This window comes from Streptomyces sp. NPDC006140 (assembly GCF_040628815.1).
Lineage (GTDB): Bacteria > Actinomycetota > Actinomycetes > Streptomycetales > Streptomycetaceae > Streptomyces.
The window spans coordinates 267,921-282,088 of the sequence record NZ_JBEXTS010000011.1 but is presented as its reverse complement, the minus strand read 5'-3'; the positions used below and the strand labels follow the sequence as shown (position 1 = coordinate 282,088).

At 72.4% G+C, this 14,168-nt stretch carries 12 protein-coding genes; 3 read left to right on the top strand and 9 right to left on the bottom strand.

Going from position 1 to position 14,168, the window contains the following annotated elements; all coding sequences use genetic code 11:
• Nucleotides 1-66 precede the first annotated feature (66 nt).
• Nucleotides 67-774, top strand: a complete 708-nt coding sequence (locus tag ABZ386_RS27740; RefSeq protein WP_355715509.1) for an ester cyclase — start codon at nt 67-69, stop codon at nt 772-774.
• A gap of 72 nt (nt 775-846) precedes the next feature.
• Here the strand turns inward: ABZ386_RS27740 and groL are convergent, their stop codons facing one another.
• The 4 genes from groL to ABZ386_RS27720 form a co-directional block, all read right to left on the bottom strand.
• A complete protein-coding gene (gene groL, locus ABZ386_RS27735) occupies nt 847-2,472 on the bottom strand; it encodes a chaperonin GroEL (protein ID WP_351337496.1) in 1,626 nt (541 codons plus the stop codon).
• Between the two features lie 116 nt (nt 2,473-2,588).
• Complete coding sequence (gene groES / locus ABZ386_RS27730) at nt 2,589-2,897, bottom strand: co-chaperone GroES (protein WP_031119986.1); 309 nt, start codon at nt 2,895-2,897, stop codon at nt 2,589-2,591.
• Between the two features lie 212 nt (nt 2,898-3,109).
• On the bottom strand, nt 3,110-3,826 hold the full coding sequence (locus ABZ386_RS27725) for a polysaccharide deacetylase family protein (protein ID WP_351337500.1): 717 nt from the start codon (nt 3,824-3,826) through the stop codon (nt 3,110-3,112).
• On the bottom strand, nt 3,823-4,701 hold the full coding sequence (locus ABZ386_RS27720) for a polysaccharide deacetylase family protein (protein WP_355715505.1): 879 nt from the start codon (nt 4,699-4,701) through the stop codon (nt 3,823-3,825). Before ABZ386_RS27720 ends, ABZ386_RS27725 begins: the two co-directional genes overlap by 4 nt.
• A gap of 163 nt (nt 4,702-4,864) precedes the next feature.
• Between ABZ386_RS27720 and ABZ386_RS27715 the strand changes: the two genes are divergently transcribed.
• Complete coding sequence (locus ABZ386_RS27715) at nt 4,865-6,025, top strand: SAM-dependent methyltransferase (protein ID WP_356614475.1); 1,161 nt, start codon at nt 4,865-4,867, stop codon at nt 6,023-6,025.
• A 25-nt stretch (nt 6,026-6,050) separates the two neighbouring features.
• On the opposite strand, the gene ABZ386_RS27710 is transcribed toward ABZ386_RS27715, so the two are convergent.
• The 5 genes from ABZ386_RS27710 to ABZ386_RS27690 form a co-directional block, all read right to left on the bottom strand.
• Nucleotides 6,051-7,274 carry an RNA polymerase sigma factor gene (locus tag ABZ386_RS27710; RefSeq protein WP_358966322.1) on the bottom strand — a complete coding sequence of 408 codons (1,224 nt, stop codon included), beginning with the start codon at nt 7,272-7,274 and terminating at the stop codon, nt 6,051-6,053.
• A 260-nt stretch (nt 7,275-7,534) separates the two neighbouring features.
• The gene (locus ABZ386_RS27705) at nt 7,535-7,891 is read right to left on the bottom strand and encodes a YciI family protein (protein ID WP_351337509.1); all 357 of its coding nucleotides are present in this window, start codon (nt 7,889-7,891) and stop codon (nt 7,535-7,537) included.
• 129 nt (nt 7,892-8,020) lie between these two features.
• Nucleotides 8,021-9,076, bottom strand: coding sequence for an LCP family protein (locus ABZ386_RS27700; protein WP_356672955.1), 1,056 nt, complete (start codon nt 9,074-9,076; stop codon nt 8,021-8,023).
• Between the two features lie 71 nt (nt 9,077-9,147).
• Nucleotides 9,148-10,500: an endo-1,4-beta-xylanase gene (locus ABZ386_RS27695; RefSeq protein ID WP_358966270.1), complete on the bottom strand. Its 1,353-nt coding sequence runs from the start codon at nt 10,498-10,500 to the stop codon at nt 9,148-9,150.
• A gap of 93 nt (nt 10,501-10,593) precedes the next feature.
• The gene (locus ABZ386_RS27690; protein WP_351337518.1) at nt 10,594-11,652 is read right to left on the bottom strand and encodes a LacI family DNA-binding transcriptional regulator; all 1,059 of its coding nucleotides are present in this window, start codon (nt 11,650-11,652) and stop codon (nt 10,594-10,596) included.
• 184 nt (nt 11,653-11,836) lie between these two features.
• Between ABZ386_RS27690 and ABZ386_RS27685 the strand changes: the two genes are divergently transcribed.
• The gene (locus ABZ386_RS27685) at nt 11,837-14,158 is read left to right on the top strand and encodes a glycoside hydrolase family 3 N-terminal domain-containing protein (protein ID WP_351337521.1); all 2,322 of its coding nucleotides are present in this window, start codon (nt 11,837-11,839) and stop codon (nt 14,156-14,158) included.
• Nucleotides 14,159-14,168 lie beyond the last annotated feature (10 nt).

The following is a 14,168-nucleotide window of genomic DNA, read 5'->3' as shown; positions in this document are numbered from 1 at the left end:
GACGAGCGGTCCTCGTTGGGACAATGGTGCTGTTCAGCCGGACCCAGGGGGGCCGGAGGCGAGGCCATGACCTTCGTACAGCTCATCGAATGCAGGACCAGTCGGCTCGACGAGATGAACCGGCTGATGGACCGGTGGGTCGAGCAGACCAAGGGGAAGCGGACCGCGACGCACAGTGTGGTGGCGAAGGACCGGGCCGACGCCTCGCACATCGTGGAGATCGTGGAGTTCCCGTCGTACGAGGACGCGATGCGGAACTCCGGGCTTCCGGAGACCGACCGGATCTTCCAGGAGATGGTGGCGCTCTGCGACGAGGAGCCCACCTTCACGGATCTCGACGTGGTGCGGGACGAGCAGCTCAACGCGGCCACCGCGCGCCGGTTCTTCGAGCTGGCGCCCGGCCAGGGTGGCGCGCCGCCCCTCAACGACGTGTTCGTCGAGGGCTACCACGACCACGATCCCGCCAATGTGCAGGACGTGATCGGGCTGGACGCGGTGCGGCGCGAGCTGGAGGTCTGGCGGGGCGGGTTCGACTTCTCGTTCACGGTGGAGGACCAGCTGGCGCAGGGTGACCGGGTGTGCACCCGGTGGACCTGGCGGGGGCACCACAAGGGCGAGTTCCTCGGGATCCCGCCGACCGGGAAGGACGTCACCATGACCGGGACGACCATCCACCGCTGCACGCCGGACGGGAAGATCGCGGAGGGCTGGTGGCAGTACGACCGGCTGGGGCTGATGCAGCAGCTCGGGGCGCTGGACCCGCTGGAACTGTGACCCTGCCCGGGCACGAGGGAAGCCCCCGTTCCGCGCTCGGCGGTACGGGGGCTTCCGTCAGAGGTCGGTGCCTCAGTGGGAGTGGCCGTGGCTGTGGCCCGCGGCGGCCGGCTCCTCCTCTTCCTTCTTCTCGACGACCAGGGTCTCGGTCGTGAGCAGGAGGGAGGCGATGGAGGCGGCGTTCTCCAGGGCGGAGCGGGTGACCTTGACCGGGTCGATGACGCCGGCCTTGATCAGGTCGCCGTACTCGCCGGTGGCGGCGTTGTAGCCGTTGCCCTTGTCGAGCTCGGCGACCTTGGAGACGATGACGTAGCCCTCCAGGCCGGCGTTCTCGGCGATCCAGCGCAGCGGCTCGACGGCGGCCTTGCGGACCACGGAGACACCGGTGGCCTCGTCGCCGGTCTTGTCGAGGTTGCCCTCGAGGACCTTGACGGCGTGGACCAGGGCGGAGCCACCACCGGAGACGATGCCCTCCTCGACCGCGGCGCGGGTCGCGGAGATGGCGTCCTCCAGACGGTGCTTGCGCTCCTTGAGCTCGACCTCGGTGGCGGCACCCACGCGGATGACGCACACGCCGCCGGCCAGCTTCGCGAGGCGCTCCTGGAGCTTCTCGCGGTCCCAGTCGGAGTCCGTGGTCTCGATCTCGGCCTTGATCTGGGCGACGCGGCCCTGCACGTCGTCCTTCTTGCCGGCGCCGTCGACGATGGTGGTGTCGTCCTTGGTGACGGTGACGCGGCGGGCGGAGCCGAGGACGTCCAGGCCGACCTGGTCGAGCTTGAGGCCGACCTCCTCGGAGACGACCGTGGCGCCCGTGAGGACGGCCATGTCCTGCAGCATCGCCTTGCGGCGGTCGCCGAAGCCGGGGGCCTTCACCGCGACGGCGTTGAAGGTGCCGCGGATCTTGTTCACGACCAGGGTCGACAGGGCCTCGCCCTCGACGTCCTCGGCGATGATCAGCAGCGGCTTGGAGGCGTTGGCCTGGATGACCTTCTCCAGCAGCGGCAGGAGGTCCGCGATGGCGGAGATCTTGCCCTGCGTGATGAGGATGTAGGGGTCGTCCAGGACGGCTTCCATGCGCTCCTGGTCCGTCACGAAGTACGGCGACAGGTAGCCCTTGTCGAAGGCCATGCCCTCGGTGAAGTCCAGCTCCAGGCCGAAGGTGTTGGACTCCTCGACGGTGATGACACCGTCCTTGCCGACCTTGTCCATCGCCTCGGCGATGAGCTCGCCGACCTGCTGGTCCTGGGCGGACAGCGCGGCGACGGCGGCGATGTCGGACTTCTCGTCGATCGGGCGCGCCGAGGCGAGCAGGTCGTCCGAGACGGCCTTGACGGCGGCGTCGATGCCCTTCTTCAGGGCGGCCGGGGAAGCGCCGGCGGCGACGTTCTTCAGGCCCTCGCGCACGAGCGCCTGGGCGAGCACGGTCGCGGTGGTCGTACCGTCACCCGCGATGTCGTTGGTCTTGGTCGCCACCTCCTTGACCAGCTGGGCACCGAGGTTCTCGTACGGGTCCTCGACCTCGACCTCGCGGGCGATGGTCACACCGTCGTTGGTGATGGTGGGGGCGCCGAACTTCTTGTCGATGACGACGTTGCGGCCCTTGGGGCCGATCGTCACCTTGACCGTGTCGGCAAGCTTGTTGACGCCGCGCTCGAGGGCGCGACGGGCGTCCTCGTCGAACTTCAGGATCTTCGCCATGGGAGCGTGAGCCCTCTTCCGGAATCTGGGTTAAAGGCACTGCGCCCCGGGCGCCCGGCTTCTTATGTGTCGCGGGGGGCCAGGGGCGCAGCTCAAAGCAATGTGCTTCGGGTGAATTACTTCTCGACGATCGCGAGGACGTCGCGGGCCGAGAGGACGAGGTACTCCTCGTTGTTGTACTTCACCTCGGTGCCGCCGTACTTGCTGTAGAGCACGACGTCACCGACCTTGACGTCGAGCTCGACGCGCTTGCCGTCCTCGATGCGGCCCGGGCCCACGGCCAGGACGACGCCCTCCTGGGGCTTCTCCTTGGCGGTGTCCGGAATGACCAGGCCCGAGGCCGTGGTCTGCTCGGCGTCCAGCGGCTGGACCACGATGCGGTCCTCGAGCGGCTTGATGGCAACCTTGCTGGCGGTCGTCACGATCCGACCTCCCCCTTCGGAGATCTCACGGGGTTAACTGTCTGAGGTGGCGACCAGGTGGATCCGTCGTCGCGGGTGCCGGACCTGCCCGTCGCTGTGTTGGCACTCTCCTTCGTCGAGTGCCAGAGCCGAGACTATGACCGTGATTAGCACTCGGTCAAGCGGACTGCTAATTGCGAGCGGCGCGTCGGCCAGGCGGCCTCGTCGAGTGGCCCCTACAGGTAGTCCTCCAGCCGCCCCACCCGCAGCCCCTTCCCCTCGATCTGCCGCAGCAGTCGCACCGTCCGTTCCGTCAGGGTCGCGGACGCGTCGCCCGACGGGACGGAGACGATGTCGCCGGGGCGCAGACCGGGCCCGCCCCGCCGGTAGGTCAGAGCGCCGTCGGCGCCCAGGGACGCCCGCCAGAGCACGACCGCCGTGATGCCGCAGTCGGCCGCGGCGCGCAGGGTCGTCGTGTCGTAGGTGCCGTAGGGCGGGCGGAAGAGGCGGGGGCGGATGCCGAAGCGGGAGCGGAGCTTGTGCTGCTGGCCGCAGATCTCGGCGCGCTGGCCGGCGTAGGGCAGGCCGCGCAGGGCGGGGTGGTCCAGGGTGTGGTTCTGGATGGACGCGCCGACCGCGCGCAGCCGGGCGAAGTGGCCGTAGCCGGGCCCCACGACACTGTCGGTGAGGAACATGCTGACCGGGAGCCGCCGTTCGCGGACGAGGCCGACGAAGCGGGGGTCGCGTTCGGCGCCGTCGTCGTAGGTGAGGAAGACGACCGGGTCGCGGGTGGGGACGTGGTCGACGACGGGCGGGAGGGGGTGGCTCGCCGCGGGGACCGGGTCCTGGGCCCGGCCGTCGGCCGTGTCCGGGCGCCCGTCCGCCGCGCCGGCGCAGCCCGCCAGCAGGACGACGCCCGCGCACAGCGCTGCGGCGGCCGGTCGCCGCCTCACAGGTAGTCCTCCAGCCGCCCCACCGCGTACCCCTCGGCCGTGACCTTGTTCAGGAAGCGGCGGATCATGTCCGGCATCGTGCCCTTCCACTGGCCGGGGCCCCGGAAGTGGGTGAGGACGATGTCGCCGGGACGCAGCTCCCGGTCCGCCTCGCGGTACTCCCAGCGGTCGGCGAAGACCTCCTCGTTCCAGAGCGGGACGTACGCGATGCCGCAGGCCTTGGCGGCGCGCAGGGTCGCCCGGTTGTAGCTGCCGTAGGGCGGGCGGAAGAGGCGGGGGCGCTTGCCGAACCGCTTCTCCATGTAGCGCTGCATGCCGCAGATCTCGCGCTTCTGCGCCCGGTACGACAGCCCCGGCAGATAGGGGTGGTGGAGGGTGTGGTTGTTCAGCACCACGCCCCTGGCCTGCATCTTCCGGAAGTAGCGGGGGTTGTCCTTCACGAGGTAGCCGCTGAGGAACGCGCTGTAGGGGACGTCCAGGTCGCTCATCATCCGCAGGAACGCCCGGTCCTTCTCGGCACCGTCGTCGATGGTGAGGAAGACGACCTTGTCCCGGGTGGGGATCCTGGTGAAGACGGGCGGGAGGTCCGACTCCCGGTGACCCGGCACCTCGAAGCCCTCGCGGGTCCTGATCCTGGGCTTGTCCTCGGGGGCCGGCGGGGCGGCCGGCGGGATGTCCTTCAGCCCCCAGCGGTGCGCGGCGGCGACCCGGGCGGCGTGCGCGGCGCCCAGCTTGGAGGCGTACGAGTCGAGCGCGCGGGCCGGGGGCGCGTCGAGGGGCTGCTGCCCGCCGGCCGGGGTGACCTGGTCGCTGCCGCCCTGCGCGCAGCCCGGGGCGATGGCGGCGAGGGCGAGCAGGGCGAGGCCGACCCGCACACGGCCAGATGCCCGGCTTTTGTCATTTCGTACGACTGCTCGCATGGTGCCGGATCCTCGCAGCCGGGCCCCGCGAACCCGCCCCGACACCGCGGCCGGCGGCCCGCCATCCACCGACTGGCCCACACGCCTCCCCCGTGCCGCCGTGGCCGACAATGAACCGGTGAACGACCTCGCCCTCCTCCTCACCCCAGCAGGCCGCGCCCTCCTCGACGAGGTGCGCGACACCGACCCGGCGCGGGAGCTGGCCGTCGCGACCCGGCTGCGCCGGGAACACCCCGCCGAGCTGGTGTCGGCGGCGCTCGGCCAGGCCCGGCTGCGGCAGCGGGCGGCGGCGAAGTTCGGGGCCGAGGACGCGGGGCGGATGTTCTTCACGCCGAACGGGGTGGAGCAGTCGACCCGGGCGAGCGTGGCCGCCTACCGGGCCCGGCGTATGGCGGAGCTGGGCGTGACCTCGGTCGCCGACCTGTGCAGCGGCATCGGCGGGGACGCGATCGCGCTGGCCCGCGCCGGGATCCGGGTACTGGCCGTGGACCGGGACCCGCTCACGGCCGCGGCGGCCCGGGCGAACGCCGACGCGCTGGGGCTCGCGGACCTGATCGAGGTCCGGGAGGCGGACGTCACGGAGGTGGACACGGCCGGCTACGACGCCGTCTTCGTCGACCCGGCCCGGCGCGGCGGCCGCGGCCGGATCTTCGACCCGGAGGCCTACTCGCCCCCGCTGTCCTGGGCGGTGTCGGCCGCGCTCCGGGCTCCGCACGCCGCGCTGAAGATCGCCCCGGGCATCCCGCACGAGGCGGTCCCCGAGGAGGCCGAGGCCGAGTGGATCTCCGACGGCGGGGACGTGAAGGAGGCGGTGCTGTGGTTCGGCACCGAGCCGGGCGCCGTACGCGCCACCCTGCTGCCCGGCCCGCGCACCCTGCTCTCCCGCGCCCTGCCCGACCCCGGCGTCCGCCCGCCCGGCCGCTACCTCTACGAGCCCGACGGCGCCGTCATCCGCGCCCACCTGGTCTCCGAGGTCGCCGACCGGGTCGACGGCGGCCTGCTCGACACGACCATCGCGTACGTCACGGCCGACACGCTGCACCCGACGCCGTACGCCACGGCCTACGAGATCACCGACCACCTCCCCTTCAACGTCAAGAAGCTGAAGGCCCTGCTGCGGGAGCGGGAGGTCGGCACCCTGACGGTGAAGAAGCGGGGCTCGGCGGTCGAGCCGGAGGAACTGCGCAAGAAGGTCAAGCCGCAGGGCCCGAACGCGGCGACGGTGTTCCTGACCCGGGTGGCGGGCGCACCGGCGATGCTGGTCGGGCACCCGGCCTGATGTTGTCGGGCACCCGGCCTGACGTTCAGGGCTGTTCCGCGGCCCGCCGCAGCAACAGCTCCCGCTCCCGCTCGTTCCTCGTGAGCGACGCCGCCCGTCGGAACTCCGCGCGGGCCTCCGTCGTGCGGCCGAGGCGGGCGAGGAGGTCGCCGCGCACGCTGGGGAGCAGGTGGTAGTCGCGCAGGGCGGGTTCGGCGGTCAGGGCGTCGACGATCCTCAGGGCCGGGCCCGGGCCTTCGGACATGGAGACGGCGACCGCGCGGTTCAGTTCCACGACCGGGGACGGGGAGCGGGCGGCCAGGAGGCCGTAGAGGGTGGCGATGCGGGACCAGTCGGTCTCCTCGTACGTGTACGCGTGGGCGTGGCAGGCGGCGATGGCGGCCTGGAGGAGGTACGGGCCCGGGGCGCCGGAGGCAGTGGCCTCGGCCCGGCCCAGTGCGGCGATGCCGCGGGCGATGAGCATGCGGTTCCAGCGGGAGCGGTTCTGGTCCTTGAGGAGGACCGGTTCGCCGGAGGGGCCCGTGCGGGCGGCCGTGCGGGACGCCTGGAACTCCAGGAGGGCGGTCAGGCCGTGCACCTCGGGCTCCTTGGGCATCAGGGCCGAGAGCACCCGGGCCAGCCGCAGGGCGTCCTCGCACAGGCCCGGGCGGAGCCAGTCGTCGCCGGCCGTGGCCGCGTAACCCTCGTTGAAGACGAGGTAGATGACGTCGAGGACCGAGCCGAGACGGGCCTCGCGGTCGGGGCCGTAGGGCACCTCGAAGGCGGTGTTCTTCGTGGCCAGGGTGCGTTTCGCGCGGACGATGCGCTGCGCGACGGTCGGCTCGGGGACCAGGAAGGCGCGGGCGATCTCGGCCGTGCTCAGGCCGCCGAGGAGACGCAGGGTGAGCGCGGTACGGGCCTCGGTGGACAGCACCGGGTGGCAGGCGGTGAAGACCAGGCGGAGCAGGTCGTCGTCGATGTCGTCCGGGTCGGCGGGCTCCTGCGGCGGGGCCGCGTCCGGCAGGGCCCGGCCGATCTCCGCCAGCTTGCGGGCGTAGTTCTCGCGGCGGCGGACCAGGTCGACGGCCCGGTTCCGGGCGGTGGCCATGAGCCAGGCGCCCGGGTTGTCGGGCACCCCGTCCCGGGGCCACTGCTCCAGGGCGGCGACGAGGGCGTCCTGCGCGAGTTCCTCGGCGATTCCGACGTCCCGGACGACCCGGGTGACACCGGCGATGATCCGGGGCGACTCCATACGGAAGACGGTCTCGATGGCACGGGCGGTCTCGGCGGCCTGGGATGTCTCGACGGCCTGGGCGGTCTCGGTGGCCTGAGGGGTCCCGGTGGCCTGGGGCGTCTCGACGGCCTGAGGGGTCTCGACAACCTGTGCGGTCCCGGCGGCCTGGGCAGTCTCGACAACCTGCGGGGTCTCGACGGCCCGGGTGGCCCGGGAGGCGCCGGGTCCGGGGGTGGGCTGCGGTGTCACAGCCCACCATCAGACACCCGTGGCGCCGCCCCGCCAAGCAGGACCGGTCAGCCCTCGGCGATCTGCCGGACCTCCGCGGTGATCGTCCAGTAGTCCTCGTGCAGGGACAGGAACCGCTTGGTCCACTCGATCGCCTCGGCCTTGTCCTTGCACTGGCTGATCGAGTAGCCGCCGATGACCTCCTTGGTCTCGGTGAACGGCCCATCGGTGACGGCCAGCCGACCGCCCTCCCAGGTCACCCGCGTGCCGTCGGAGGTCGGCGTGAGCCCGGCCGTGTCGAGCATGACCCCGGCCTTGGTGATCTCCTCCAGCAGCTTGCCCATGCGCTCCTGGAGCTCGGGGCTCGGGCCCTCGGCGGGGGCGTTCTTCTCGTCGATGCGGATCAGGGTGAGAAAGCGCGGCATGGTGACTCCTCGGGGCTCTCCGGAGCGGGCTTCTCCCCGCTCTCACCCCTGCGTCGATCGGGAGGCCCCCGGCTCGACACGCTCGCCGGATTTTTCTCGGAAACTTTTCCCGGCGGGCGTCCGCGCAGGTCAGCGCAGTGACTCCCACAGCTTCCGGGCCTCCGGCTGTTCCGCCACCACCCGGTTGGGGTCCGACGGCGCCCGTACCACCGGCATGGTCACCGTCCGCACGCTGCTCGCGGACAGTCCCCGCAGGCTCTGGCCGAACCGGGTCAGCTCGCTCAGGGAGTCCAGGCCCGTGTCGGTGGTGAGGCCGGCGGTCGCCGCGTCCGCGACCCGGTACAGCTTCGCCGGGTCGGTGAGCAGGTCCTGGGAGGCGATCTGCTCCAGCAGGGCCTTCACCAGCTTCTGCTGGAGCCCTATGCGGCCGAGGTCGCTGCCGTCGCCTATGCCGTGCCGGGTGCGGGCCAGGGCGAGGGCCTGGGTGCCGTCGAGGTGGTGGGTGCCCGCCTTCAGACGGAGATGGCTGTCCTCGTCGGCGATGTCCTCGTCCGTGGTGACGGTGACGCCGCCGAGGGCGTCGACCAGCTGGGCGAAACCGGAGAAGTCGATCTCCAGGTAGTGGTCCATGCGGACGTTCGTCAGCGACTCGACCGTCTTCACCGCGCAGACCGGTCCGCCCACCGCGTACGCGCTGTTGAACATGGAGTCGTAGGCGACGGCGGTCGACCCGCCGGACGGGCGCGGGCAGGACGGGCGGGTGACCAGGGTGTCGCGCGGGATGCTCACCACCGTCGCGCTGGTCCGCCCGGCGTCGAGGTGGACGACCATCGCCGTGTCCGAGCGGGCACCGGCGCTGTCGCCGCCGCCGAGCCGCCGGTTCTCCTTGCCGCTGCGCGAGTCCGAGCCCAGGACCAGGATGTTGAGGGCTCCACTGGGCAGCGCCGCGGCCGAGGGCGACGGGGCGCTCAGCGGCCTCGGCGGGCGGTTGTCGCCCAGCGCGTTGTCGATGTCGACGCCGGTGATGTTGCTGTTCAGGTGCCAGTAGGCCCAGCCCGCCGCCCCGATGCCCAGCACCAGGGCAGCCGCCAGGGCGAGGCCGGCGATCCGCAGCGCTCTCGACCGCCGGCCCGCCTCCCTGCCCTCGTCCCCGTTCCCGTCGCGTCCCGTCACGGGCAGGAACATAAGTCCGAATTATTACGAGCAGGGTCCCCCGGCCGATTTTCTTCGGAAATTCTCAGACTTCCCGGCCTCGGCTATCCCAGGGTCACCGTGGGCACCGGGTTGCTCCCGCTCCACGAGCCGTTGAAGCCGAACGTCACCGAACCGCCGTCCGGCACCGACCCGTTGTACGGGGCGTTCGCGCAACTCACCGTCGCGCCGGTCTGGGTGCAGCTCGCGTTCCAGGCCTGGGTGATCCGCTGCCCGGCCCCGAACGTCCAGTTCGCCTTCCACGACGACAGCGAGGCCCCCGAGCAGGCGATCCGCACCTGCCCCGTGAAGCCGGTGCTCCACTGGCTGGTGACGCTGTAGACGGCCGTGCAGGCGCCCGTGGGCGGCGGGGTCGTCGTCCCGCCGAGGGCTTCCGCGATGGCGTGGTACGCCGGTTTCGGCTGGTAGTTCTCGTCGTACGGGGTCGCCGCGCCCTGGCCGGGGAAGGTGTCCGGGATCCAGGAGTCGGAGTCGGTGAAGCCCCAGACGGTGACGCCGGTGCAGCGCGCGACCGCGACACAGGCGTTCATGACCGCCTTGTAGTCGGCGGCCTGCTGGGTCAGCTTCGCCTGCGTCGCCGGCAGTTGCATCCGGATGTCCAGCTCCGTGATGGCCACGTCCACGCCCAGGTCGGCGAAGCGCTGGATGTTCTGCTGCATCGTCGAGGGCACCTGCCCGACGATGAGATGGGCCTGCAGCCCGACCCCGTCGATCGGAACCCCGCGCTCCTTCAGGGACTTGACCAGGTTGTACAGGGCGGTGCTCTTCGCGTTGACGCCCTCCACGTTGTAGTCGTTGATGTACAGCTTGGCGCTCGGGTCGGCGGCCCGGGCCCAGGTCAGCGCCTGCGCGATGTAGTCCTGGCCGAGGGTGTTGTAGAAGAGGGTCTGCCGGTAGCTGCCGTCCTCGTTGAAGGGCTCGTTGACCACGTCCCAGGCGGCCAGCCGGCCCTTGTAGCGGCCGACTTCGGTCGCGATGTGGTCCTGGACGATCGCGCTGAGCTGGTCCCGGGTCCAGCTGCCGTTCGCCAGCCAGCCCGGGTTCTGCTGGTGCCAGAGCAGGGTGTGGCCGCGCACCTGCTGGTCGTGGGCCTCGGCGAAGTTCACGATCTGGTCGGCCTCGGCCCAGTCGTAGGTGCCCCGGCTCGGCTCCACGGAGCCCCACTTCATGGCGTTGCCGGGCGTGAGCCAGTTGAACTCGCGGCCGGCGATCTCGCCGTAGGTGCCGGTGAGTTTGGAGCCGGTGACCGCCGTGCCCATGGCCTTGCCCTTGGCCGCGGCGAGGTCGCGCAGCGGGGCGTCGGCGGCGTGCGAGGCCGGGGCCGTGAACAGCAGGGAGCCGGCCGTGACGACGCCGGCCAGCAGGGTGGTGAGCAAGCCCGATCTCAGCGATCTCATCGCGGTGCCTCCGAAAGTTTCGGTGGTGCAACCGATTGGCTTCGGTGCAGTGTGGAGGCGCCCGCATCACCCGTCAATACAGCAACTGGCCTTTCAGGCCGGGGCCGCCGTACTGCTGCGCACCACCAGGCTCGTCGCCAGCTCCACCCGGGTCGCCGCCGGGGCGTCCTCGTCCCGCCCGAGGTCCAGGACCAGCCGGGCCGCCGCCTCGGCCATCTCGGTCAGCGGCTGCCGTACGGTCGTCAGCGGCGGCCCGACCAGGGGAGCCACCGGCAGGTCGTCGAAGCCGACCACGCTCAGGTCCTCGGGGATGCGCAGCCCCAGCTCGCGCGCGGCCTCGTACAGCCCGAGCGCCTGCAGGTCGTTCCCGGCGAAGACGGCGGTCGGCCGGTCCGGGCGGCGCAGCAGCTCCAGGCCCAGCCGGTAGCCGGCCTCGTGGTGGAAGTCGCCGCCCGCGATGAGCGCGGGATCCACCGGCAGCCCGGCCGTCTCCAGCGCGGCCCGGTAGCCGTCGATCCGGGCGCGGCTGCACATCATCTGCGACGGCCCGCTGATCGCGCCGATCCTGCGGTGCCCCAGCTCGACCAGGTGCCGGGTGGCGGCGAGACCGCCCTGCCAGTTGGTGGCGCCGATCGACGGCACGTCGGCCCCCGGGTCGCCGGCCGGGTCCATCACCACGAACGGGATGGAGCGGCTGGTCAGCAGCGCGCGCTGCGACTCGTCGAGCCCCGACAGGACCAGGACCACGCCGTGCGGCCGGCGCGCGGCCACCTGGTCGGCCCAGGTCCGGCCGGGGGTGAGGCGCCCGGCGCTCTCCGACAGCACGACGCTCAGCCCGGCGTCCCGGGCCACGTTCTCCACGCCCCGGATCACCTCCAGCGCCCAGGCGCTCTCCAGCTCGTGGAAGACCAGGTCGATCAGCGGCGAGCGGGTCGCCTCGGCGCGGCGGCGCCGGTAGCCGTGGGCGCGCAGCAGCTCCTCGACGCGGGCCCGGGTGGCGGGGGCGACGTCGGCCCGGCCGTTGAGGACCTTCGAAACAGTCGGCGCCGACACGCCGGCCTCGCGGGCGATCTCGGCGAGCGTCGCCGTCTGCGCGGTGCGCCCCTGCGTCCGGGTTTGCGTCCGGCTTTCAACCGGCTCCGGGGATGTCATGGCGGCGATCGTATCCCTGCGGGCCCCCTTGACGAAGTCCTCCGGGCCCCATAGGTTCCCGGAACATTCGACGTGTATATCGAAACATTCGTAGAAACGGGTGCGGGAAGCGGCCGTCAGCACGGTTCACGCGCTCGTCAGCACCGTTCGTGAGAGGGCCGTCCGTCCACCCGACAGGAGCTTCATGACCACCGCGCCCTGGCGTGACCCCGCCCTGCCCGCCGCCGCCCGCGTCGACGACCTGCTCTCCCGGATGACCCTGGAGGAGAAGACCGCCCAGCTGTACGGCGTGTGGGTGGGCGCCTCGGCGGACGGCGGCGGAGTCGCTCCGCACCAGCACGACATGACCGCCGACCACTCCGACGAAGCATGGGCCGAGCTGATCACCCACGGCCTGGGTCAGCTCACGCGCTCCTTCGGCACCGCCCCCGTGGACCCGGCGCTGGGCGCGCAGGCTCTGGCCCGCGCCCAGCGCCGTATCACCGAGGCCGGCCGCTTCGGCATCCCGGCGATCGCGCACGAGGAGTGCCTGGCCGGCTTCACCGCCTGGCAGGCCACGGCCTATCCGGTCCCGCTGGCCTGGGGCGCCGCCTGGGACCCCCCGCTGGTCGAGGAGATGGCCCGCCGCATCGGCGACGACCTGCGCGCGTCCGGCGTCCACCAGGGCCTCGCGCCGGTCCTGGACGTCGTGCGCGATCCGCGCTGGGGCCGGGTGGAGGAGACCATCGGCGAGGACCCGTACCTGGTCGGCACGATCGCCACGGCCTACGTGCGGGGCCTGGAGTCGGCCGGGATCGTGGCCACGCTCAAGCACTTCGCCGGGTACGCCTCCTCGGCCGGAGCCCGCAACCTCGCCCCCGTACGGGCCGGCCTGCGCGAGTTCGCGGACGTCACGCTGCCCCCGTTCGAGATGGCGGTGCGCGAGGCCGGGCCCCGCTCGGTGATGGCCGCGTACACCGAGACGGACGGCGTCCCGGCCTCCGCCGACCCCGAGCTGCTCACCCGGCTCCTGCGCGAGGAGTGGGGCTTCACCGGCACGGTCGTCTCCGACTACTTCGGCATCGGCTTCCTGCACACCCTGCACCGCGTCGCCGGCACCCCGGCCGAGGCGGCCCACGCGGCGCTCGCGGCCGGCATCGACGTCGAGCTGCCCACGGTCAACTGCTACGGCCGGCCGCTGCTGGACGCCGTCCGCTCCGGGCAGGTCCCCGAGGAACTCGTGGACCGGGCGGCCCGCCGCGTGCTGCTCCAGAAGTGCGAACTGGGCCTGCTCGACGAGGACTGGAGCCCGGAACCGGCCGCCCCGGTCGAACTGGACTCCACGGGCAACCGGATCCTGGCCCGCCGCCTGGCCGAGGAGTCGGTGGTCCTGCTCGACAACCCCGACGCCCTGCTCCCGCTGGCCCCCGACACCCGGATCGCGGTGGTCGGCCCGCGGGCGGCCGACGCCCTCGCCATGCTGGGCTGCTACTCCTTCCCGTCCCACGTCCTCACCCACCACCCCGGGGTCCCGACGGGCATCGAGATCCCGACCGTCCTGGACGCCCTGCGCACCGAACTCCCCGACGCCAAGGTGACGTTCGCGCCGGGCTGCGACGTGACGGACCCGGACACCTCCGGCTTCGAGGAGGCCATCGCCCGGACCGCCGAGGCGGACGTGTGCGTGGCGGTCCTCGGCGACCGGGCGGGCCTGTTCGGCCGGGGCACCTCGGGCGAGGGCTGCGACGCGAGCGACCTCGCGCTGCCGGGCGTCCAGGGCGAGCTGCTGGACGCGCTGGTCGCGACGGGCGTGCCCGTGGTGCTGGTGCTGCTGACCGGCCGGCCGTACGCCCTCGGCCGGTGGGACGGCCGGCTGGGCGCGGTCGTCCAGGCCTTCTTCCCCGGGGAGGAGGGCGGCCCGGCGGTCGCGGGAGTGCTGTCGGGCCGCGTGAACCCCTCGGGCCGTCTGCCCGTGAGCGTCCCCCGGGTGCCCGGCGGCCAGCCCTGGACGTACCTCCAGCCGCCCCTCGGCCTCGCGGGCGAGGTCAGCAACCTCGACCCGACCCCGCTGTACCCCTTCGGCCACGGCCGCTCGTACACGACGTTCGCGTGGGAGGACGGCACGGGCGGCGAGGAGCCGGCGGAGATCGGCACGGACGGCTCGTACGACGTCTCGGTAACCGTCCGCAACACGGGCGACCGCGAGGGCGCGGAGGTCGTGCAGCTGTACCTGCACGACCCGGTGGCCTCCGTCACCCGGCCCGACGTGCGCCTGATCGGCTACCAGCGCGTGGAGCTGGCGCCGGGTGAGGCGAGCCGGGTGACCTTCCGGTTCCACACGGACCTCTCGGCGTTCACCGACCGTTCAGGTCGCAAGGTGGTCGAACCGGGCGCCCTGGAACTACGGTTGGCCGCGTCCAGCACGGACGTACGCCACACGGCGCACCTCACGCTCACGGGCCCGGTCCGGGTCACCGGGGGCGACCGGCGGCTGCGGTGCGAGGCGGAGGTGTCGGGGGCGGGGTGACCCTCAGGGG

Bases quoted from the DNA above. Each gene is read 5' to 3' on its own strand.
- ABZ386_RS27740 (WP_355715509.1), top strand. From the start codon at position 67: ATGACCTTCGTACAGCTCATCGAATGCAGGACCAGTCGGCTCGACGAG.
- groL (WP_351337496.1), bottom strand. From the start codon at position 2,472: ATGGCGAAGATCCTGAAGTTCGACGAGGACGCCCGTCGCGCCCTCGAG.
- ABZ386_RS27705 (WP_351337509.1), bottom strand. From the start codon at position 7,891: ATGCCGCGCTTTCTCACCCTGATCCGCATCGACGAGAAGAACGCCCCC.
- ABZ386_RS27700 (WP_356672955.1), bottom strand. From the start codon at position 9,076: ATGTTCCTGCCCGTGACGGGACGCGACGGGAACGGGGACGAGGGCAGG.
- ABZ386_RS27695 (WP_358966270.1), bottom strand. From the start codon at position 10,500: ATGAGATCGCTGAGATCGGGCTTGCTCACCACCCTGCTGGCCGGCGTC.
- ABZ386_RS27690 (WP_351337518.1), bottom strand. From the start codon at position 11,652: ATGACATCCCCGGAGCCGGTTGAAAGCCGGACGCAAACCCGGACGCAG.
- ABZ386_RS27685 (WP_351337521.1), top strand. From the start codon at position 11,837: ATGACCACCGCGCCCTGGCGTGACCCCGCCCTGCCCGCCGCCGCCCGC.